At 56.8% G+C, this 19,721-nt stretch carries 21 protein-coding genes; 12 read left to right on the top strand and 9 right to left on the bottom strand.

The window, feature by feature from the left end; genetic code table 11:
* Positions 1 to 51: 51 nt before the first annotated feature.
* The 8 genes from SBO83_RS15280 to SBO83_RS15245 all read left to right on the top strand — a co-directional run bounded on the left by SBO83_RS15280 (position 52) and on the right by SBO83_RS15245 (position 8,717).
* Positions 52 to 1,050, top strand: a complete 999-nt coding sequence (locus SBO83_RS15280; protein ID WP_353504177.1) for an LLM class flavin-dependent oxidoreductase — start codon at positions 52 to 54, stop codon at positions 1,048 to 1,050.
* Positions 1,051 to 1,060: 10 nt separating this feature from the next.
* Entirely contained in the window at positions 1,061 to 1,624 is a 564-nt protein-coding gene (locus tag SBO83_RS15275; RefSeq protein WP_396132102.1) for a GNAT family N-acetyltransferase, read from the top strand.
* Positions 1,625 to 1,703: 79 nt separating this feature from the next.
* The gene (locus SBO83_RS15270) at positions 1,704 to 3,284 is read left to right on the top strand and encodes an ABC transporter substrate-binding protein (protein WP_396132260.1); all 1,581 of its coding nucleotides are present in this window, start codon (positions 1,704 to 1,706) and stop codon (positions 3,282 to 3,284) included.
* Positions 3,285 to 3,326: 42 nt separating this feature from the next.
* Complete coding sequence (locus SBO83_RS15265) at positions 3,327 to 4,334, top strand: ABC transporter permease subunit (RefSeq protein ID WP_396132101.1); 1,008 nt, start codon at positions 3,327 to 3,329, stop codon at positions 4,332 to 4,334.
* Positions 4,331 to 5,170 carry an ABC transporter permease subunit gene (locus SBO83_RS15260; protein ID WP_396132100.1) on the top strand — a complete coding sequence of 280 codons (840 nt, stop codon included), beginning with the start codon at positions 4,331 to 4,333 and terminating at the stop codon, positions 5,168 to 5,170. The genes SBO83_RS15265 and SBO83_RS15260 overlap by 4 nt, the downstream gene beginning before the upstream one ends.
* Positions 5,167 to 6,774, top strand: coding sequence for a dipeptide ABC transporter ATP-binding protein (locus SBO83_RS15255; RefSeq protein ID WP_396132099.1), 1,608 nt, complete (start codon positions 5,167 to 5,169; stop codon positions 6,772 to 6,774). The genes SBO83_RS15260 and SBO83_RS15255 overlap by 4 nt, the downstream gene beginning before the upstream one ends.
* A 36-nt stretch (positions 6,775 to 6,810) precedes the next feature.
* A complete protein-coding gene (locus SBO83_RS15250) occupies positions 6,811 to 8,163 on the top strand; it encodes an NtaA/DmoA family FMN-dependent monooxygenase (protein ID WP_396132097.1) in 1,353 nt (450 codons plus the stop codon).
* A 248-nt stretch (positions 8,164 to 8,411) separates the two neighbouring features.
* The gene (locus SBO83_RS15245) at positions 8,412 to 8,717 is read left to right on the top strand and encodes a YdgH/BhsA/McbA family protein (protein ID WP_353504183.1); all 306 of its coding nucleotides are present in this window, start codon (positions 8,412 to 8,414) and stop codon (positions 8,715 to 8,717) included.
* A 75-nt stretch (positions 8,718 to 8,792) separates the two neighbouring features.
* Here the strand turns inward: SBO83_RS15245 and SBO83_RS15240 are convergent, their stop codons facing one another.
* From SBO83_RS15240 to SBO83_RS15225, 4 genes are all read right to left on the bottom strand, one after another.
* Positions 8,793 to 9,764, bottom strand: coding sequence for an oxidoreductase (locus tag SBO83_RS15240; RefSeq protein ID WP_396132096.1), 972 nt, complete (start codon positions 9,762 to 9,764; stop codon positions 8,793 to 8,795).
* A 164-nt stretch (positions 9,765 to 9,928) separates the two neighbouring features.
* Positions 9,929 to 10,195 carry a type II toxin-antitoxin system mRNA interferase toxin, RelE/StbE family gene (locus tag SBO83_RS15235; RefSeq protein ID WP_396132095.1) on the bottom strand — a complete coding sequence of 89 codons (267 nt, stop codon included), beginning with the start codon at positions 10,193 to 10,195 and terminating at the stop codon, positions 9,929 to 9,931.
* A gap of 2 nt (positions 10,196 to 10,197) precedes the next feature.
* Complete coding sequence (locus tag SBO83_RS15230; RefSeq protein WP_396132094.1) at positions 10,198 to 10,455, bottom strand: type II toxin-antitoxin system RelB/DinJ family antitoxin; 258 nt, start codon at positions 10,453 to 10,455, stop codon at positions 10,198 to 10,200.
* 79 nt (positions 10,456 to 10,534) lie between these two features.
* Entirely contained in the window at positions 10,535 to 11,377 is an 843-nt protein-coding gene (locus SBO83_RS15225; RefSeq protein WP_396132093.1) for a methyltransferase domain-containing protein, read from the bottom strand.
* A gap of 127 nt (positions 11,378 to 11,504) precedes the next feature.
* Between SBO83_RS15225 and SBO83_RS15220 the strand changes: the two genes are divergently transcribed.
* The gene (locus SBO83_RS15220; RefSeq protein ID WP_396132092.1) at positions 11,505 to 12,416 is read left to right on the top strand and encodes an AraC family transcriptional regulator; all 912 of its coding nucleotides are present in this window, start codon (positions 11,505 to 11,507) and stop codon (positions 12,414 to 12,416) included.
* 33 nt (positions 12,417 to 12,449) lie between these two features.
* On the opposite strand, the gene SBO83_RS15215 is transcribed toward SBO83_RS15220, so the two are convergent.
* The 4 genes from SBO83_RS15215 to SBO83_RS15200 all read right to left on the bottom strand — a co-directional run bounded on the left by SBO83_RS15215 (position 12,450) and on the right by SBO83_RS15200 (position 15,280).
* Positions 12,450 to 13,334, bottom strand: coding sequence for a helix-turn-helix domain-containing protein (locus SBO83_RS15215; protein ID WP_396132091.1), 885 nt, complete (start codon positions 13,332 to 13,334; stop codon positions 12,450 to 12,452).
* Positions 13,335 to 13,414: 80 nt separating this feature from the next.
* A complete protein-coding gene (locus tag SBO83_RS15210; RefSeq protein ID WP_396132090.1) occupies positions 13,415 to 14,053 on the bottom strand; it encodes a TetR family transcriptional regulator in 639 nt (212 codons plus the stop codon).
* A 67-nt stretch (positions 14,054 to 14,120) separates the two neighbouring features.
* A complete protein-coding gene (locus SBO83_RS15205) occupies positions 14,121 to 14,816 on the bottom strand; it encodes a methyltransferase domain-containing protein (RefSeq protein WP_396132089.1) in 696 nt (231 codons plus the stop codon).
* Positions 14,813 to 15,280, bottom strand: a complete 468-nt coding sequence (locus SBO83_RS15200; protein ID WP_396132088.1) for an Rrf2 family transcriptional regulator — start codon at positions 15,278 to 15,280, stop codon at positions 14,813 to 14,815. Before SBO83_RS15200 ends, SBO83_RS15205 begins: the two co-directional genes overlap by 4 nt.
* Positions 15,281 to 15,432: 152 nt before the next feature.
* Here SBO83_RS15200 and SBO83_RS15195 point away from each other — a divergent pair, with 152 nt between their 5' ends.
* Together SBO83_RS15195 and SBO83_RS15190 are read left to right on the top strand one after the other, a co-directional pair.
* Positions 15,433 to 16,086, top strand: coding sequence for a hypothetical protein (locus SBO83_RS15195; protein ID WP_396132087.1), 654 nt, complete (start codon positions 15,433 to 15,435; stop codon positions 16,084 to 16,086).
* Positions 16,087 to 16,340: 254 nt separating this feature from the next.
* Positions 16,341 to 17,546, top strand: coding sequence for a TCR/Tet family MFS transporter (locus SBO83_RS15190; RefSeq protein WP_396132086.1), 1,206 nt, complete (start codon positions 16,341 to 16,343; stop codon positions 17,544 to 17,546).
* Here SBO83_RS15190 and SBO83_RS15185 read toward each other — a convergent pair.
* Complete coding sequence (locus SBO83_RS15185; protein WP_396132085.1) at positions 17,539 to 18,426, bottom strand: SDR family oxidoreductase; 888 nt, start codon at positions 18,424 to 18,426, stop codon at positions 17,539 to 17,541. The genes SBO83_RS15190 and SBO83_RS15185 overlap by 8 nt on opposite strands.
* A gap of 130 nt (positions 18,427 to 18,556) precedes the next feature.
* Between SBO83_RS15185 and SBO83_RS15180 the strand changes: the two genes are divergently transcribed.
* Positions 18,557 to 19,453, top strand: a complete 897-nt coding sequence (locus SBO83_RS15180) for a cupin domain-containing protein (RefSeq protein WP_396132084.1) — start codon at positions 18,557 to 18,559, stop codon at positions 19,451 to 19,453.
* Positions 19,454 to 19,721: the final 268 nt, after the last annotated feature.

Here is a 19,721-nt window from a genome sequence, read left to right as displayed (position 1 = left end):
TTTAATAATCGACCCCATACCGTAGTCAGGGAACATAAGGACAATAACGAGATGGGTTACCGATTAAGTCTGCTGGAAAAAAGTCCAATCGATGAAGGTGAAAGTGCCAGCGGTGCGCTGAAACGTACGCTGGAACTGGCGCAGAAGGCCGAGCGCTGGGGCTATCACCGCTTCTGGCTGGCAGAGCATCACAACACTGACAAGCTGGCTATTTCCTCGCCGGAAGTGGTGATTGCCTGGATCCTCGCCCACACCCAGCGCATTCGCGTCGGCTCGGGCGGCGTGATGTTGCAGCACTACAGTCCTTACAAAGTGGCGGAAAACTTCAACGTCCTCTCTTCCCTCGCGCCGGGCCGGGTGGATTTAGGCGTGGGTAAAGCACCGGGCGGATTGCCGCTCTCCACGCGCGCGCTGCAATATGCCGTGGATCCGGCCCTGAAAGGGGATTTTGCCGATCAGCTGCGCCTGCTCGATGACTGGCTAAATGCCAAGCCGAATGACACTCAGGGCGATACCCTGCTCGCCACGCCGCTGCCGCCGCAGACTGCCGGACGCTTCCTGCTCGGTGCCAGTGAGCAGAGCGCCCGTCTGGCGGCCAGCCTGAACTGGAACTTTGTGTTTGCCGCGCATTTAAATGGCGACCAGACCGAAATCGGCCGCGCCCTCTCAGCTTACACCCATGACAGTCAGGGGCGTCGCGCGCTGCTGGCTGTGTCGGTGATTGTGGCGGAGACGGCAGCGAAAGCCGAAGAGCTGGCCGCAGACAAGCAGGCTTTCCGGGTGATTGGCAGCGACGGTCAGAGCGTCACCGTGGGCAGCGTGGCACAGGCCGAGGCTTACATTCGCCAGTCCACCGCCGCCTCGCACAAGATTGAAGAGCGCGTTTCGTCGATTCTGACCGGCACTGCCGAGCAGGTGCATCATCAGCTCGAAGAGCTACAGGCGCGCTATGGCGTGGAGGAGTTTGTGATCGACACGCCGCTGGCTCAGCCACAGGCGCGTTTGGCCTCTCTCGAGCTGCTCGCCGCAGAGAGCCGGGCGCTGGCTTAGGGGATTAACAATGAGTCAACTTATCCGTCTGGCCCGCGAAGATGAGGCCGCCGAGCTGCATGGCCTGCTGCAACGCGCTTACTCGCCGCTGCTGAAATTGAACATTCACTTCACCATTACCCGCGCCAGCGTGGAGGACGTGCGTGAGGTGATCCGCAATGAAACCACCTATGTGCTGGAAACCGAGCAAGGCATCACGGCGACCCTCACCACTCGCTTTCCTTGGACGCCGACCAGCAAGAAAGAGTACGCGCCCTGGCCTTTCGTCCACTGGTTCGCGGTGGATGAGAATGCAAAAGGTCACGGCTATGGTGGCCAGATCATGACGCATGTTGAAAATACTTTTCTGCGCGACACCCTCAAAGTGCCCGCCGTCTACCTAGCGACCGCCATTCGCCACCCTTGGCTGACGGCGCTCTATCAGCGTCGCGGCTATGAGCCTTTCCACACGGCGGTGAATCCGCTAGGGGTGGAACTGGTGTACTTACGCAAAATCCTCAACACCTCGCTCTATGAGGCGCAGGCGCAAAAAGAGTTCGTGCGCACCGTGCCCGAGGCCAAGCTTTTCGTCTAAATGCCGTTTTAACTTATTGATCTCTGGGAAAACAATGAACCTGATTAAACCCACTATCGGGCTAACCGCCCTTTCGTTAATGGCGCTGTCTTTCAGTTATTCTGCCTTTGCCGCCGATGAAAAACCGCGCAGCGGCGGCTCTCTGACCTGGGGCGTAGAAACCGAACCCAATACTTTCAACCCGCAGCTTAACGGCCAGTCGAAAGCCGAACTGATCCTGCGCGTGGCCTATGAATCCCTGCTGGCTCGCAAGCCAGACGGCTCCTATATTCCGTGGTTGGCCAAGGGCTACAGCCTGTCTGACGACGGCAAAACCTACACTTTCACCCTGCGCCCTGACGTCACTTTCTCCGACGGCAAAAAGTTTGATGCCAACGCCGTGGCGGAGAATTTCCGCCATGCGCAGGACCCGGCGTACTGCGCCGGTTCTAGCCTGTGCGCCATTGCCAGCCGTATCGAGAGCGTCACCACGCCGGATGAAAGTACGGTGGTGATCACTCTTAAGCAGGTGTACGCGCCCTTCCTCTCTTTCGCCGCCGGGCTGAAATTGCTCTCTCCGGCCTCGTGGGCCTCTCCGCAGCTTAAAGCCGGTGGGCCGGACTTGGCGGGCACCGGGCCGTTTATCCTCAAGCGTTATGAGAAAGGCCAGCAGGTGGAATATGTGAAAAACCCGGCCTACAACTGGGCGTCGGCCAATGCCGCGCACCAAGGCCCGGCCTATCTCGACAGCGTGACTTATCGCTTCCTGCCTGAATCCTCGGTGCGCACTGGCGCGCTGCTTTCTGGTCAGGTGGACGTGATTGAGGGGATTTCCGGTAATGACGCCGGAGAATTCAAAGATAACCCAGACTTCACCTACCAACATGCGCTGAACACCGGCACGCCTTACTCCTTGTTTCTTAACGTGACTTACGGCCCAACTCAGGAAGTGAAGGTGCGCCAGGCGCTGTTGCAGGGGCTGGATGTCGGGCCCATTTTGCAATCTATCTATCGCGGTGAGCGCACGCGGGTGTGGGGCATCACTTCGCCGGTGGACCCGCTGTATGACAACAGCCTCGACGGCAAATATGGCAATAACCCGCAGCTCGCCAACTCACTGCTGGATGAGGCGGGCTGGAAAACCCGCGACGCCGAGGGCTTTCGCACCAAAGACGGCAAACGCCTGAGCATTGAGATCATTCAGGCGCAGGCCACGGTGCGCGACCAGCGCGATGTGCTGCTGCAAGCCCTTCAGGCGCAGGCTCGCCAGCGTTTGGGTATCGAACTGAAGATTCGTTATGTCGACTCCGGCACCTACACCGATGTGCGCAATACCGGGCTGTTTGGCTCGATTGCTAACTCGAACACCGACACCGACGGCATTGATATTGAAAACCACTACCTGCCAGTGAAAGGCGGCGGTGCCATCAACTATAGCCGTACCGATGCGCCAGAAATCGCCCCTTGGCTGCACGGCGCGGCGCAAACCCTCGATAACGACAAGCGCAAAGGCTTTTATGCCCAGTTGCAGGAGTTTGCCATCGTGCAGCAGGCCTTTGCCATCCCGCTCTATGAGCCGGAAGACCAGATTGCTGCCGCGTCTTACGTCCACGGCGTCGGCTTTAGACCTTTCAAGCAGATGCCTGAAAACGCCTATGACGTCTGGCTGAGCGACCATTAAATCGCGCCGAACTGAACTGTAAAAGAACCAAGGAGCCGCCCGATGACTGTTGAAACTTCACTTGATACGCCGCGCAGATGGCGCAGCCCGCCGACGTGGCGCGCGCCGCTGTTATGGCGAATTCTGCGCCGCATTGGCAGCGGCATTCTGGTGCTGTGGGCGGCGGTGAGTTTGTCCTTTATCAGCGTCTACCTCGCGCCGGGAGATATTGTCAGCTTGCTGATTGGCGAGCAGGTGCGCACCCCGGCGATTGAGGCGGCAATTCGCGCCGAATGGGGGCTGGACCAGCCGCTGTGGCTGCAATACCTGCACTATCTGTGGCGGGTGCTGCACGGTGATTTCGGCCGCTCTTACCTGCTCAATATTGATGTCAGTTCACTGGTGCTCTCGCAGCTCTGGCCGACGTTGAAACTGACTGGCGCGGCTTTGCTGGTCAGCCTGACCTTCGCCGTGGCGATGGCGGTGCTCACCGCTAACCGCCGCTTTGGCCGCCGGATTGCTGGGTTCTTCGAGCTGTTATTGGCCTCGACACCCTCTTTCTGGCTGGGGATCGTGCTGCTGTTTATCTTCAGCTTTACCCTGCGCTGGTTCCCGGTCGCCGGAGATCGCAACTTCTCGGCACTGGTGTTACCGGCGCTGTCGCTGGGCTTGGCGCAGGGCGCGGTGGTCGCGCAGGTGCTGCGCCGGGGTCTGGAAGACGCGTTAAACGAGCCTTTCGCCTTGACGCTGCGGGCGTGGGGGCTGGGTAATTTGACCATTCGCCTGCGCCACGCGTTGCGTCACGCCGCGCTGCCCGCCGTCACCCTCACCGGCTGGCTGATTGGCGGGCTGCTCAGCGGCGCGGTGATCACCGAACAGGTGTTTGGCCGCCCGGGGCTGGGCAAAGTGACGGTGGACGCCGTGCTCGGCAAAGACCTGCCGGTGGTGCTGGCGGTGGCGATTTTCTCGGCGCTGGTTTACGTGGCGATGAGCACGCTGGTGGATATTCTCTACCTGCTGATTGACCCGCGCCTGCGCGACCAGCCCTCTTCACAGGGAGGCGCGTCATGAGCCTCTCCCTAAGCTTACAGCGCCGCCGCAGTTGGCCTTCAACAGGATTAGCAGTGGCAGCTCTGTTCCTGATTTTAATACTGCTGGCGGTGCTTTTTCCTTCCCTTATTAGCCCAAACGATCCGCTGAGCGCTGACCCGATCAACGCCCAGCTGCCTCCTTCGGCCGCCCACTGGCTGGGCACCGATCAACTGGGGCGCGACGTGTTGACGCGCATTATCTACGGCAGCCGCTATTCGATGTTAATCAGCATCGCGGCGATGGCCGTCGCGGTCACCGTCGGCAGCCTGCTCGGGCTGTTGTCCGGGCTGGCGCGCGGCGCGCTGGATGAGTTTATCAGCCGCGCGGTGGACGTGATCTCCGCCTTTCCCGACCTGCTGCTGGCGCTGATGCTGATTGCCTTCACCGGCCCGGGCACCACCAATCTGATCTTTGCCCTCGGCGTCGCTTCGATCCCGCGCTTTGCCCGCGTGGTGCGAGCGCAAACCTTCGTAGTGATGTCCTCGGGCTATGTCGAGCAGGCGCGCACCTTCGGCCTGACTCGCCGCACGCTGGTCTGGCGGCACGTGTTGCCCCACGCCATCGCCCACGTGCCGGTGCTGGCAACCTTGGGTTTAGGCACGGCGATCATCGGCACGGCCGGGCTGAGTTTCCTCGGCATGGGGCCGCAGCCGCCAACGGCCGAGTGGGGATTGATGCTGGCCGAAGGGCGAAATTACCTGCGCAATGCCTGGTGGATTGGCGTCTGGCCTGGCGTGGCGATCACCCTCACCGTGGTGGCAGTCAACACCGTCGGCCGCCACTGGCAGGCGCGTTTCGAAGGGAGACAGGCATGAGTCAGGAACTCTTTATTGATATTCGCAATTTGACCGTCAGCTTCCCCTCGCCGCAGGGCCGCAAAGTGGTGGTGCGCGGGTTAAACCTGCAATTGCAGCGCGGGCAGTCTTTGGCGCTGGTGGGGGAATCCGGCTCGGGGAAAACCGTTACCGCCCGCTCGCTGATTGGCCTACAGGATGAAAACGCCGAGCTGACGGCGGACCGTTTTATGATTAATGGCCGCGACATGCTGCGCGCCAGCCAGCGCGAGTGGCGCGGCGTGCGCGGCAGGCAGATTGGCTATGTGCTGCAAGACGCGCTGGTTTCTCTCGACCCTTTGCGGCGTATCGGCCAGCAACTGGGCGACGCCCTGTTGGCGCATCCGAGCGAGGGCAAAATCGACCTGCGCAAGCAGAGTCTGCAACTGCTGGCGTCGGTGGGCATGCCGGAGGCGCAGCGCCGTCTGAGCCTATATCCGCATCAGCTCTCCGGTGGCTTGCGCCAGCGTGCGCTGATCGCCACGGCATTGGCCGGTAAACCCGAGCTGCTGATTGCCGATGAGCCGACCACCGCGCTGGATATGACGGTGCAAAAGCAGATCCTCGACCTCCTTCAGCGCCGCCGCGACGACGGGCAGGCGCTGCTGCTGATTAGCCACGACCTGTCCGTCGTCGGCCAGCTGGCTGACGTTGTAGTAGTGATGAAGGATGGCGAAGCGGTGGAGCAAGGCGCGACCTGGCAGGTGCTCAATGCGCCGGCCCATGAGTGGACCCGCCAGTTGCTGCGCGCCGTACCGACGCCCGAAACTAAAGGTTTTCGCCTTTCTTCCCCCGCGCCGGTGGCCCTTCCCCAGCGCCAAATTGCAGCCGGTGAGCCGCTACTGCTGGCCCAGCACTTGAATAAATATTACGGCGAGCATCAGGTGGTGCGCGATGTCAGTTTCCAGCTTTCGGCGGGAGAGACGCTGGGTATCGTCGGCGAGTCTGGCTCGGGTAAAACCACCGTCGCGCGCATGGTGCTAGGGCTGACCGAACCGGACAGCGGCCTGATCCAGATTGAAGCGCAACCGTGGAGCCACGTGGCTGAGGCCGAACGGCGCTTGCGCCGCAGCCGCATTCAGCTGATTGCGCAGGACCCGCTCAGCTCCTTCGACCCGCGCTATACCGTGGAGAAAATCATTGGCGAGAGCCTCGACGCAGCGGGCATTTTCGGCGCGGCCCGCCGCCAGCGTGTGTTACAGCTTTTGGATGAAGTGCGCCTCGGCGAGCATTTTCTCCAGCGTTACCCGCGTGAACTCTCCGGCGGGCAGCGTCAGCGCGTGGCCATTGCTCGCGCCTTCGCGCCAAACCCTGCCTTGCTGGTGGCCGATGAGCCGGTCAGCGCGCTCGACGTTTCCGTGCAGGCGCAGGTACTGGATCTGCTGGCCGATATGCAGGCGGAGCATCACACCGCGCTGCTGTTTATTTCACACGACCTTGGCGTCATTCACCATCTCGCCGACCGCGTGCTGGTAATGAAAGACGGTGCGGTGGTCGAAAGCGGCGATGTCAATCGGGTGTTTAACCATCCGCAGCACCGCTGGACTCAACAACTGCTGGCCGCGCTGCCCGGTCAGGCGGCCTAGCTCGAACAACATCAACCCAATATTGAGGAAAGCGTCATGAGCAACAAGAGACAGTTACGTTTGGGGGCGATCATTCAGGGCGCGTCAGGGAATATGTCCGCGTGGCGCCACCCGGACGCGGTGGCTGACGCCAGCATCAATATCCAGTTCTGCCAGCAGCTAGCGCAAAAGGCCGAACAGGGAAAATTTGATTTTCTGTTTGTCGCCGACGGCCTGTATATCAATGAGAAGTCGATCCCGCACTTCCTCAACCGTTTTGAGCCTATCACCCTGCTGTCCGCGCTGGCGCTGGTGACGCATAAGATTGGTCTGGTGGCGACGCTTTCTACTTCTTACAGCGAGCCTTTTACCGTGGCGCGGCAGTTCGCCAGCTTGGATCACCTCAGCGGCGGTCGTGCGGGCTGGAATGTGGTGACTTCTCCGCTTGAAGGCTCGGCCAAGAACTTCTCGCGGGATAAGCACCCGGAGCACGACGAGCGTTATCGCATCGCCAGTGAATATGTCAGCGTGGTCAAAGGCTTGTGGGATTCTTGGGAAGGCGATGCTTTCGTGCGCGACAAGGCCAAGGGGCAATTCTTTGCGCCGGAGAAGCTGCACACCTTGAACCATCAGGGGAAGTATTTCTCGGTGCAGGGGCCGCTCAACGTCGGGCGCTCGCCGCAGGGCCAGCCGGTGGTGTTTCAGGCCGGAGCCTCCGAGCAGGGTAAAGCCTTTGCCGCCGAGGCCGCCGACGCGATTTATACCCGTCAGGCCACGCCGGAGCTGGCCCGCGAGTTCTATCAGGACGTCAAACGCCAGCTGGTTGAAAACGGCCGTGACGCCGATGATATCCGTATTTTCCAAGGCATCAGCGTGATTATTGGTGACAGCGTCACCGACGCCGAGCAGAAATATCAGCAAACGGCCCAGCTAGTCACCGCCGATAAGGCGCTGGATTACCTAGGGCGCTACTTCGAGCATTATGATTTTAGCCAACATCCGTTGGATGAGCCTTTCCCGGACATTGGTGATTTGGGCCAAAACAGCTTCCGCAGCACCACGGACTCTATCAAGCGTGACGCCAAAGCGCGCGGATTGACGCTGCGTCAGGTGGCTTTGGAAGCCGCCACCCCGCGCCCGACCTTTATTGGCAGCGCCAGCGACGTGGCCGATGGTCTGCAACACTGGTTTACCAGCGGCGCGACGGACGGGTTTATCGTTCGCGGCGGCACGCCAACGGCTTTCGACGATTTTGTCGAGCAGGTGATCCCACTCTTGCAGCAGCGAGGCTTATACCGCACGGAGTATGAAGGAGAGACGCTGCGCGAGAATTTAGGCCTGCGTGAGCCGGAAAACCAATTTGCCGCAAAGCCGGGGGCTGAAGTTCGCCAACTGGCGGCGGTGAAATAGCCGCCAGTTGGTACATTTCAACCACCCCTGACCTGTAACCAACTGAAAATATCTTCGTTGAAGATGACGTGAATTGTGGCGGGAGTTTTCTTAACAACTAATTAGCAATTAAAGCTAAAGATCTAAACAAAAATGGGTGTCTATTGGAACGGTGCCGGTGAATAAATCAGAGTGGCCATCAACCTCTGTTTATTGACGACATGCTCTGACTAACCGATGTAGAACCTAACCTGATGAGGGGTAAGTCCATGAAAGATTTAGTGAATGATATTATATCCATATTTAACCCCAAGACGGTTACGCCTGTTTTAGTTCGCACAGGATTATCGCATCGTGAAGTCGCGTCCCTGCAGGCCGTCGGCGTAGCAACGGTTTCTTGGGCAACGTCCATGGAAGAGCTGAATAGCGCATTTGTTAAAAAGGCGTTAGACGCGGGTGCTGTCGGCTATCACATTACTAATGTGGAATCGCACAAACCGGGTAAGGAAGATCAACACGTCATGGCCGCCACCGCGACCTTCTATCACATCAATCATAAAGCGGCCTATGGCTAATGTTGCAGAACAGTGATGACGGAATTAAAAATGCCGCATTCCAGAAATGGCGTGCGGCATTTTTTTTGCCCGAATTTACCAGACGTAGCGCACGCCGGTGAGTTTCTCACTCAGCTGCCACAGGCGTTTGGCCGCCTCGGGGTCGATGGCCCATGAGCTTACGCCGATTTCTGCGCCGTCCTCGGCGGCCAGTGGAGCAATGTCTGCATCGTCACAGTAAACACCGCCTTTGCCCGCCAAACTTGGATGGGTGGCGCACCACACCGAGGTTGCAGCGCCCTGCTCAACGGTTTTGAATCCCGCCTCTTCAGTGGTTTTTACCTCACCATCCTCATTGAGTGCGCCGACGCGTTGATAATCGCTCTTTTCCATATGGCGGGTTAACGCGGTAAAAATCGCGCCCGGGTGCAGGGAAAATGCGCGGATATTATGCGCCTCGCCGAGCTTATCCAGCTGTAAGGCAAAGAGTACGTTGGCGGTTTTCGACTGGCCGTAGGCCAGCCATTTGTCATACGGGCGCTGATTGAAGTTAGGATCGGCGAAATCCACCCCAGCAAAGCGATGACCGCGTGAAGAGACGCAGACCACGCGCGCGCCGTTGGCATTTTTCAACGCGGGCAGCAGGCGCGCGGTGAGTTGATAGTGGCCGAGATGGTTGGTGGAAAACTGCCACTCGTTGCCCCGTGCGTCGCGATGCAGCGGCGGTGCCATCACCCCCGCGCTGTTAATCAGAATATGCAGTGGGCGGCCCGTTGCGAGGAAACGCTCGGCGAAAGCGTCAATAGACGCGGGGTCCATCAGGTCTAAGAAGTCCGTTTCAACATTGGAAATGCCTTTCAGCGCCTCTTTAGCCTTTTCCACATCACGGGTGGGAACGCGGACCTGCGCTCCGGCCTCGGCCAGAACGCGCACCGTTTCCAGCCCAATACCAGAATAGCCGCCAGTCACAATCGCATTTATGCCGGTGAGGCTGCGTTGGCCCAGCACCTCGCTGGCGGTAGAGTTTTTATCGAATCCAGAATGCAGTGGTTGTTGTTGAGTGGTCATAGAGTCAGTTCCAATGTGGTTGAATCGCAAGACAACCCCGGGGTCATCGGTTAGCCGACAACCCATCATGCTGGATATTGCTCAGACTAGGAATGCATTAACGTCCCGAATACTGTCGAGATCGTCTGATTTCAAGAAATGCTCTCACCACGTCGCGGTGAGAGTTAGAAGAGGTCTGAGTGACTGCCGACTCTATATAATTTTATCTCGGTCGTCGTTCGCTGGTAGACCAAAAGTAGGTCCGGCATTCCATGGCATTCTAAATAACCAATGTAATTGCCAATCAGGGAGTGCTCCTTGTATTTTTTCGGTAAAGGCTCCCCTGTCTGTAACAAAGCAATGGTTTCTAAAATTACATCCTGCGCCTTCTTGTTCTTTGCATAGCGCTTGGCATCTTTTTTAAAACGACTTTGATAAACAATTTGTAGCATCGTCACCAACCTAGATCGCGTTTAAGATCGGAGATGGTATCAACACGAGTGGTTTCTACCCCATTTTCTAAATCTCGAATGGCTTGAAGGGTTTGCTGGTTAGGTTGCATTAAATCTTTTGGCAATTCAGCATCCACGGCAAGACGATTTACAACCATTCTAATGACAGTCGATAAATCCAAACCAAGGGCCTTGGCGTTTGCCATTGCAGCAGCCTTTGAGGCTGGTGAAACCCGGGCACGTACGACGGTATCTGGCATAGTAGTTCTCCTCATTAACTAAAATAAAGTGTAGCCCTTTTGTAGCCACAAAGATAGCCTGAATTTTAAACAATCTATTTTAATGCTCCCCCAAATCCCACAACGACGCATGCGCATTTAACGGCGCGATGCCGCGGTCGGCGTAGTGCTTCAGCTCGGCGATTTGGCTTTGGAAGAAGGCTTTGGTCTTGGCGTTCAGCTCTGCGCTGTTGGCAATCACCTGCTGGAGGTGGCGCAGCACGTGGCTCACTTCCCACTGACCGTCTTGCAGTTGGTGCTGCTCAAAGACTTGCTCCGACTGCTGCTTAATGCCCCGTGCGGCCATCATCCCGGCAAGGTCGTCGCGGGTGATCAGCGTGCGAATATTACAGTCGTCGTGGTGGGCAAACAGGTTGTACTGGTTCTGAATGTGCACTGCGTAAAGGTGAGCCATCTGGTTGATGTCGGTGACCCGCGTATCCCACTCGGCGTAGCAGAACTGTTTGGCGACGCGGCGGGCTTTTTCAATGATGCGCGCCAGCACGTCGAGGTTTTCGAAATACCAAGAGGAGTGCGCCACAATGACTTTATCAAAGTACTTAGGTGGAAATTCAACGGCGTCTGAGAGGAAGTCCGTCTCAAGATACACGCTGATTCGGCTGCCCACCGGCGAGGAAGTGAGCTTGTCGAGAGACTGTGCGAGGGTGTAAGGGCTGCCGTAGTCGCCGCTGGCGATATCCAGCGCCACCACCTGCCCGCCTTCGCCCACCAACTCCGCTAGCACGGCGGTGGTGTCGCCCTGCCCGCAGCCAATCTCAAGGATTCGCTCATTCGGTTTGATGGCCCAGAACTCCGCCAGATTCAGGCGATGACCAGTCTGAATCGTTTGAATTTCAAGGTTAGTAGAGTCTAACAGCATGGTGCTTAAGATCTTCTCTATCATGCAGTGCGCCTGTGTGGTGGGAACAAAGGATGGAGGAATAAGCCATGAAAAGGTTATCCGTGCGGCGAGTATAGCTGATATCTTCCGTGCATTATGACGCCATTACGGCACTTCGCGGAGTCGACCCATGGACCCACTTTCAGACGTACTTTCCCAACTCAGTGCCGACAAAGCTTACGTGGTCGGGCTGCGCACCGGCGGTGATTGGGGGATGCATTTCCCACCTCCCGAAAACATCAAATTCAATGCCGTGGTCGAAGGCAGCTGTTGGTTAACAGTGGAAGGAGAATCCGCCCCTATTCAGCTACAGCCGGGGGATTGCTTCATTCTGACCCGCCCGAGAGCCTTCACGCTGACCAGCGCCTTAGAGATGAAAACCGCAGATGCCGTGTCGCTGTTTCGCCAGTCGGTCAAAGGCATGTTGCACTACGGCGCTGAGCAGGACTTTTTTATGATTGGCGGGCGTTTTAATTACGGTCAGGAAGCCCGTTTATTGCTCGACAGCCTGCCTTCGGTGGCGGTAGTCAATGCCAGCACGGATTCGGCGCCGGTGTTGCGCTGGGCTCTTGAACTGTTGGCGCAAGAGGTATCCAGCCCGTCCCCCGGTGGTGCGATGATGGCCCAGCAGTTGGGCAATATCATGTTGATTCAGGTACTGCGTCAGTATCTGGGAAGGGAGCAGGACAGCCCGACGGGCTGGCTGTTTGCCCTTTCCGATTCAAGAGTCAACGCCGCGCTGGAGGCTATGCATGCTGAACCGGAAAAACGCTGGAGCGTGCAGCAGTTGGCCGAGGTGGCCGGGGTTTCCCGTTCAACCTTCGCCTTGAATTTCAAACAAAAAGTCGGCTTTGGGCCTTTAGAATATTTACTGCGCTGGCGGATGCAGTTGGCGAGTCGGCGCCTGGCCGCCAGCGATGTGACAGTTTCTGCCGTGGCGCAGTCGCTGGGATATGAGTCGGACAGTGCTTTTAGTAATGCGTTTAAGCGAGTGATGCTCTGTTCGCCGCGCGAATACCGCGAGCGTCAGCGGGGCCAGTGATGGCCCCTGCTGAGAGCGTTTCGACGGGATAACCTAGGCAATAGGAATGTAATATTCGCAGGTAATGCCATTTTCGCTAGCGGTGCGGGTGTACTTTTCCAAATCATGCCCGAGCCGGAACTGCAAATCTTGCGTCGGTAAAAACACCGAATACATATATAGAATGAAATCGTTAAGGCGATCCAACTCGTGGGTGTAGTCGAATTTCAAATAGCGACCCGCCGGGATCACGACCTGTTCCACTAGCTCGTCGCAATCCCCCTCTCGACTCTCTTCGCCGAGTTGGCGCGCTACGGTGTAGAGCATGTCCATGCCCATCACCGATTCCACTTCGTCACTGGCCCGGCAATCCGCCAAACCCCAAGCCGCACGGTCGAGACAGGTCGGATCTTTCAGGTAGTGATGCATGGCGTCGCGGTGCACATGGTTTTTTGGATTGAATAACGCTTCAATCGGATAGCTGTGGCGCTGGGTTTTGCCGACAAATGACATCTCCGGCAACTCGATAATTTCATAGCTCGGCGCAGGAAATTCGTCGATCAGCAGCGGCGCGGTAATGCCGCCCATATTCCACTCGGCGTTGCGGCGAAACACGGCAGGCGTCTCGGCAAAGTTCTTCTTAAAAGAGCGAGTGAAGGTCTGCTGCGAGTCATAAGAGTAGTAGAGCGAGATATCCAGAATCGGCATATTGGTCAGGCGCAGAGCAATGGCCGCCATGGTCAAACGGCGATCGCGGATGTATTTCCCCAAGGCATAGCCCGTTTTGCTTTTAAACAGGCGTTGCAGATACCACGGCGAGTAGCCCGTTTTCTTCGAGGCTCTCTCCATGGTCAGACGGTCATTCAGATTCACTTCAATCCAGTACAGTAGCTCTTTGATCAGCTGGTCGTGGAAATCAGGTTTTTCGATGTTGTACAAATTGCGCTCCGAACTGTCCTGATGTTTAACGTGGATCCCAGGCTTTTCGCGCCGGAAATCGACTCTATAATCGTCATCAATCAATGGGTGCTAGAAGGTAAAAACAACTCTTTTTTAATCGCGCGGTTTAAGTTGTAAGCCACTTTTTCCCGCGTTAAACCCAGCGACTCGAGGCGCGACATACCGTCGAAGCTGCTGGCTAAGCCAATTAGCCGCCAGGCAATGTCCTGCGCGTCATCCGTCGCCGTGAATTGACCGTTTTGTAGCCCGGAATGGATGACATTGGTGACTAGCCGATGCCAGTCGTAGAGTGAACCGGCGAAGGCGGCTTTCATCAGTTCATCCTGTTCGCTCAACAGCATGGCTTCGCGCCACAGGCGGATGGCCTGTAGGTATCTTTCATGTTTCGCATCAATCAGATAGAGCTGTAGCCTTTCCAGCGCAGGCAGGTGACAGCTGGTGGCTTCCAGATCCCATTGCAGTTCACGCATCACCAGCGCATAGGCTTCTGCCCGCAGGGATGCCGCGCTGGAGAAGTGGTGATGCACCTGACCTGAGGCGGTGCTCGCTTCACACGCGACGCGTCTCACCGTGGTGGCGGCTAATCCTTCATCCAACGCCACGCGTGCGGCGGCCTGCAATATGGCGGCCTGCCTGTCCTGTTTACAGAGATAAACCAAGAAATTACCCGTTTTAAAACTCGGTGGGGCAAGCATCATGCCAAAAGCTGGACGCCTGTTCAAGTTTTGAGAATGTTCGTTCACATTATGTCTTTGACGATAAATGCTATCTCTGAGGTTTCTTTGCCATCCAGCCGTGGATCAGCAAGGATTGGAAGAAGCGCTGCGGCAGTTCAAAGCCTGATTGGCTAATAAGGCGCTCGGTTTGCTCCGGGGCCAGTAACAACAGTCGTTGGCTAAGCTGGTTTCTGATTTCCAGCGGGTCGCGCTCGGTTTTGCTGGCTACAGAGTGCATGGCTGCCCAGCTAATGAGCTGGGCGTCAAAGCCTTCAGATGCCATATCTCCGGCGATTTCGGCGCAGATCATTCGCCCGCCCGCCGCCAGTTGGTCATTTATCTGCTGGTAAATACCCAAACGATCGGCGTCCTGAATAAAGTGGGCGACCAGCAGACACAGCGCAACGTCATAGTCGCCGCTCACCGGCACGTCGCCCAGATAACCTTCGATCAGAGTGCATCGATCACTCAGCCCTTCGCGCTGCAACTTCTCTTGGCAGACTTCCAGCATATCTGGGGAAGGATCGACGCCGATGAAGTGCCAATTCGCATGCTGCTTAGCCAGTCGGGTGATCTCAGAGCCCGTCCCGACACCCACGCAGAGAATTCGCGCCTTTTTCGGCAGGTCGCGCAGCAACACGGAAATCAACAGATGCAGGTTGTTGGCAATCTCATTCAGGCTTTCATTATAGGCGTCGTACTGGCGTGAGAATTCGCCGTTGAAGATGTCATTGGTGTTGTTCATGCGGGGTCCTCGGGTTGGCAGGCCTGCGCGGCTGACCTGTGCGCGGCAAAGTTCTGATGAAAATCTTTGGAAAGCTTGGCCAGCGTGACTTCACCCAGCCGGGCGATCAGCAAGGCTTCGGCCTCGCGGCTGGCGGTATCTAATGCCTGATTGACCACCTGCTCGACCAGACAGCCGGGGGATTCGTGGCGATGAGTTAAGGCGATCAGTGCCGGCTCACCCACCGCGCGCCAGATTTCCACCAAGGTGATCTGGTTGAGGTCGCAGGTTAAGGTCCAGCCGCCGCCGTGCCCTTTCACCGAGCTGACATAGCCGCGTTCGCGCAGCCCCGCCATGGTGCGGCGGATCACCACCGGATGGGTGCTCATCATTTGTGCCAGCAACTCAGAGGTGACGGGCGTATTCTGTTCGGCCATGTGCAGCAAGACATGCAGGATGCCAGATAATTTACTGTCTCTTTTCATGTAACTTATAATATTACGTTTGCAGTGGCAGTCAATCCGGGCGAGGTTAAATTTTTATTTCATAGAAACTTCTTCGGAGAACAAGATTGTTGCAGAACGGGAATACGGGCAGTATGGGCGCAGCCTTACACAATAATAAATAAGGGGTTTCAATGTTCCGCAAATCGACTCTGTTGACCTTACCTCTGCTGGCCGTGTCCGTTCTATTGTTAACGGGATGCCCTCCAGCACCCGACCTGACCCAGTGGCAGCGGCCAAATACGGATATTGACGGCGTGCGCGTTGCGATGGGGCAATGTGGCGTTAAGCTGCCTGGTTCCGACATTCCCAAGACCGACAATGAGTCAGTGCTTTATTATCAGTGCATGGAAAATCAAGGGTTTACCCGCAAAGACGGATTCAAAATTTGTAGTGTCCGCGTTTACCACGATACCCAAGCCTGCCGTGAGCAGGAGCAGGGAAAGCCTCTCAGCCAGAGCCAGCTCGACGCTCTGCCTTTTGTGGCTGACAGAGGCTTCCACCCAATGAGGCCTGATTACGCCGAAGTAAAGTCTTCCTTTATCACCTGGCGCAAGGCCGGGGCGTCGAAGCACTTCGACGAGCAGATTGAGAATGACAAGCTGGCCGAGTCGGTGATGTATCAATGCGGATACCCGCACCCTTTAGGCTCAGTCCCCTATGTGCCAACGCTGCGCAAAGCCGCGGGCATCCAGCAATGTATGCTGGATAAAGGCTTCGAGCCAAAAGGCGAATTGATGCTGGTGTGCCGCAATTACCCGCAGGTGAGCGGGTGTCGAAAATTTTAACTTGGCGTTGTGGCGATGGCTGTTAAATATTCATGGCTGCAATAGAGCGCGTACAGGTACAGAGGTGATGCACCCCGCGCCGAGCCATGCTATAACTCCCTCCTCGCGAAAAATCGGCGCTTCGGTGCCGACACATACGTCGACAGTGCTCCAACGCACTCCTCGGCCAGCGTTCTAAGGTCTGACTCCCGGTCAGGCAGGTCAATGGACTCAGCTTTCTGAAGGCTGAATCTGAATGTCGACAGGAACGCGTTATGAATAAATCACTTATTGTTATTTACACTGCTATTGCACTTGATGCCGTGGGCATCGGCCTGATTTTTCCTATTCTGCCCTCCTTACTCAAACAGGTTACCCATAGCGACAATGTTGCCTTCTATATTGGCATCCTGACCGCGCTTTATGCCGTGATGCAGTTTGTTTTTGCGCCGGTGCTGGGGGCGCTGAGCGATCGCCTTGGGCGCAGGCCGGTGCTGCTGCTCTCCCTCGCCGGTGCCGTGCTGAACTACTTGCTGCTGGCATTCTCCTCCTCGCTGATTTGGCTGTTAATTGGCCGAGCCATTGCCGGGATGACCAGCGCTAATGTCTCAGTGGCCATGGCCTACATCACGGATATCTCGCCGCCGGAAACCCGCGCCCGACGATTCGGTCTGTTCAATGCCATGTTTGGGCTGGGTTTTATTATCGGTCCGGTTATCGGCGGGGTTTTGGGCGATATCCGCGTGCAGCTGCCGTTTATCGCCGCCGCCGCGCTTAACGCTGCCAACTTCCTGCTGGCGCTATGGGTTTTGCCGGAGTCGCGCAAAGCCAGTGCGGGGAAAATCAATCTCGCGCTGCTTAATCCATTACGCCCGCTGCGCTGGGTTTGGTCGATGAAACGCCTGATGCCGATTGTGATGACTTTCTTTATTTTGAGTGCCACCGGCGAGGCTTACGGCATCTGTTGGGCGCTCTGGGGCCACGACGCTTTTCACTGGAACGGCTTGTGGATTGGCTTATCTCTGGGGGCCTTTGGCCTGTGCCAAACGCTGGTACAGACGTTTATACCCGGTCCCGCCGCGAAGTTTTTCGGTGAGCGGGGCGCAACATTGCTGGGAATTGGCTGTTCCTGTCTCGCACTGGCTGCGTTGGCCTTTGTTCAACAAGGCTGGATGGTGTTTGCCATTATGCCGCTGTTCGCGTTGGGCAGTATGGGCACGCCTGCCCTTCAGGCGCTGGCGACACGGCAGGTGGAGGCCGACCTACAGGGGCAATTTCAGGGGGTATTGATGTCGGCGGTGAGTTTGGCATCTATTGTCGCGCCCCTCTTTTTCTCCACCTTCTATTTTGCCGTGCAGCACCACTGGCCCGGCGCGGTCTGGCTGTCGGTGGTGGCGATTTACCTGATTGCAGTTCCGCTGATTTTCCTCGCCACCCGACGAGCCGCCCCCACGCCGGAAGCCGCTGACAAGGTTACTTGATAGGCATTTGCTCAAGGTCGGCTATCAATGACGGGCCCGTCGGTTTCCAGCCTAAACGCTGCTGGGTGAGGTCGCTGGAGGCAGACATATCGTGGGTGACAAAGATATTCATCCAGCCGAAATGCTCGGCCGCCTCGTGCGCAGCCAGGCATTTCACCGGCAAATTCAGCACCCGGCCCAGTGTCTCGGCGAGGGTTTTCATTGGGATAGCAGGCTCGGCCACGGCGTTATAACGGCTATTGGTGGCGTTTTTCTCCAGCGCCAACACATAGAGCCGCGCCGCATCGCTGATATGCACAGCGGACCAGCAGTTTTGCCCTTCTTCGACATAGGCCGAAACGCCCTTCTGCAAAGCCAGTTCAACCAGCGGGGTGATTAAACCCTGCTTGATAGGGTCATGAACCTGCGACAGTCGCACCACCGAGACGCTGGCGCCCTGCTCGGCGGCCTTGATGCCACCCAGCTCTGAGGCTTTACGCGGGTTGGCGTGATCAGGATTGAAGTTGTCCTCGCTAGCCAGCGTATTGGGTTGAAGTGCGCCCAGCGCGACACCCGAGGTGATAATCAGCGGGCGAGATGACCCCGCCAGTTCTCGGCCCATGGCTTCTATCACCTGACGGTCACTTTCACAGTTGGCTAAAAACGTCGAGAAATCGTGATTGAACGCCGTGTGGATCACGCCATCGGCCTGACTAATGCCGCGACGCAAACTGTCTAGATCGTTAACGTCGCCATAATGTGCTTCCGCCCCCGAGGCCGCCAAGTGGTGCGCGCCCTGCTCGCTGCGGGTTAATCCAAGTACCTGGTGGCCCGCGGCGATAAGTTCGCGGGTGACGGCGGTGCCAATAAATCCGGTCGCGCCGGTGAGAAAAATACGCATGGTGAATTCGCCTCTGGTTGGGTCAGGACTTCAGTGTCCCGTGGCCTTTACTCTAGATTCTGCTCGCTGAACGATCTATGCTGGAAAGTCGCTATTTATCGTCCCATCGTCCAATGCCGTGGAGCTTAATGTGGATCCATTGTCAGAACTGCTCTCCTTGCTCAAGCCCCAGAGCTATGCCTCGGGGGGCGTGGCGATAGGTCGCGAGATGGCAATTCAATGGCCCGAACATGCTGGTATTAAGTGTTACGCCGTGGTGTCTGGGCAATGTTGGTTATCCGTCGAAGGCGTTGATGGGCCGATAGAGCTGAATGCGGGAGACTGTTACCTCCTGCCGCCGGGAGCGCCTTTTGTTATCGCAACGGATCTGCAAGCCGCGCCGATAGACTTCGCTATTCTGCGCGAGGCGCGGCTTTTAGGCCAAAACGTGCTGGGGGGTGGGACGGAGGCGTGTTTTCTAGTCGGCGGCCACTTTGTGTTGACCGGGCTTCATGCTGATTTGCTGCTCGGCTCCTTGCCGCCCGTGGTGCATATTCAGCAGGAAGCCGATAAAGCGGCCATGCGTTGGTCGCTGGAGCGAATGGCGCTGGAGGTGCGCGAACCCCAGCCGGGCGGCAGCCTGATCACCCAGCAGCTGGCGTATATGATGCTGATTCAGGCTCTTCGGCTTCATCTGCACGACGGAAAAAATAGCGGCGTTGGCTGGCTTTTTGCTTTGGCGGACAAACAGTTAAGCACCGCGCTGGCCTGTATGCATAACAACCCGGAGCATCGCTGGACTTTAGAGAGTCTTGCAGCCCACGTCGGCATGTCTCGCTCAGCTTTCGCTAAGCATTTTAAAGACATCGTCGGCAGCGCGCCGATTGAGTACCTGACCCACTGGCGGATGCTGCTGGCCTGCGATCGATTAAAAAACTCAGCAGATTCAATCCCGCGCATCGCCACGTCCCTCGGCTATGAGTCCGAAAGTGCATTTGGTAAAGCTTTTAAACGCGTTATTGGCTGTTCACCGAGACAGCATCGGTAAGTTATTTAACTCTTAACGCTACTGCTTTTTAGTATTGCTCCGCATCATTAAACTAATGTATAACCTTTATAATACCAAATGAGATTTTGGCTAAAGTTTTTGGTTAACTCCTTAACTTGTATTTATTTAGGTGCAAGTTATCTGCGTGGAAAAATTAAGGCTTTAGTTCCATCGGCTTTTAGGAGTTATTAAGGGGGCAGTTTGGATATCGAAAATTATTGTACGTTAAGGTTATTTTTTGTACCTCTGAGCTATGGTAAAGCTTGAC

Origin of the sequence: Ewingella allii (assembly GCF_044430645.1) — a bacterium.
Classification (GTDB): Bacteria; Pseudomonadota; Gammaproteobacteria; order Enterobacterales; family Enterobacteriaceae; genus Ewingella; species Ewingella allii.
This window is presented reverse-complemented; position numbering and strand designations above follow the sequence as displayed.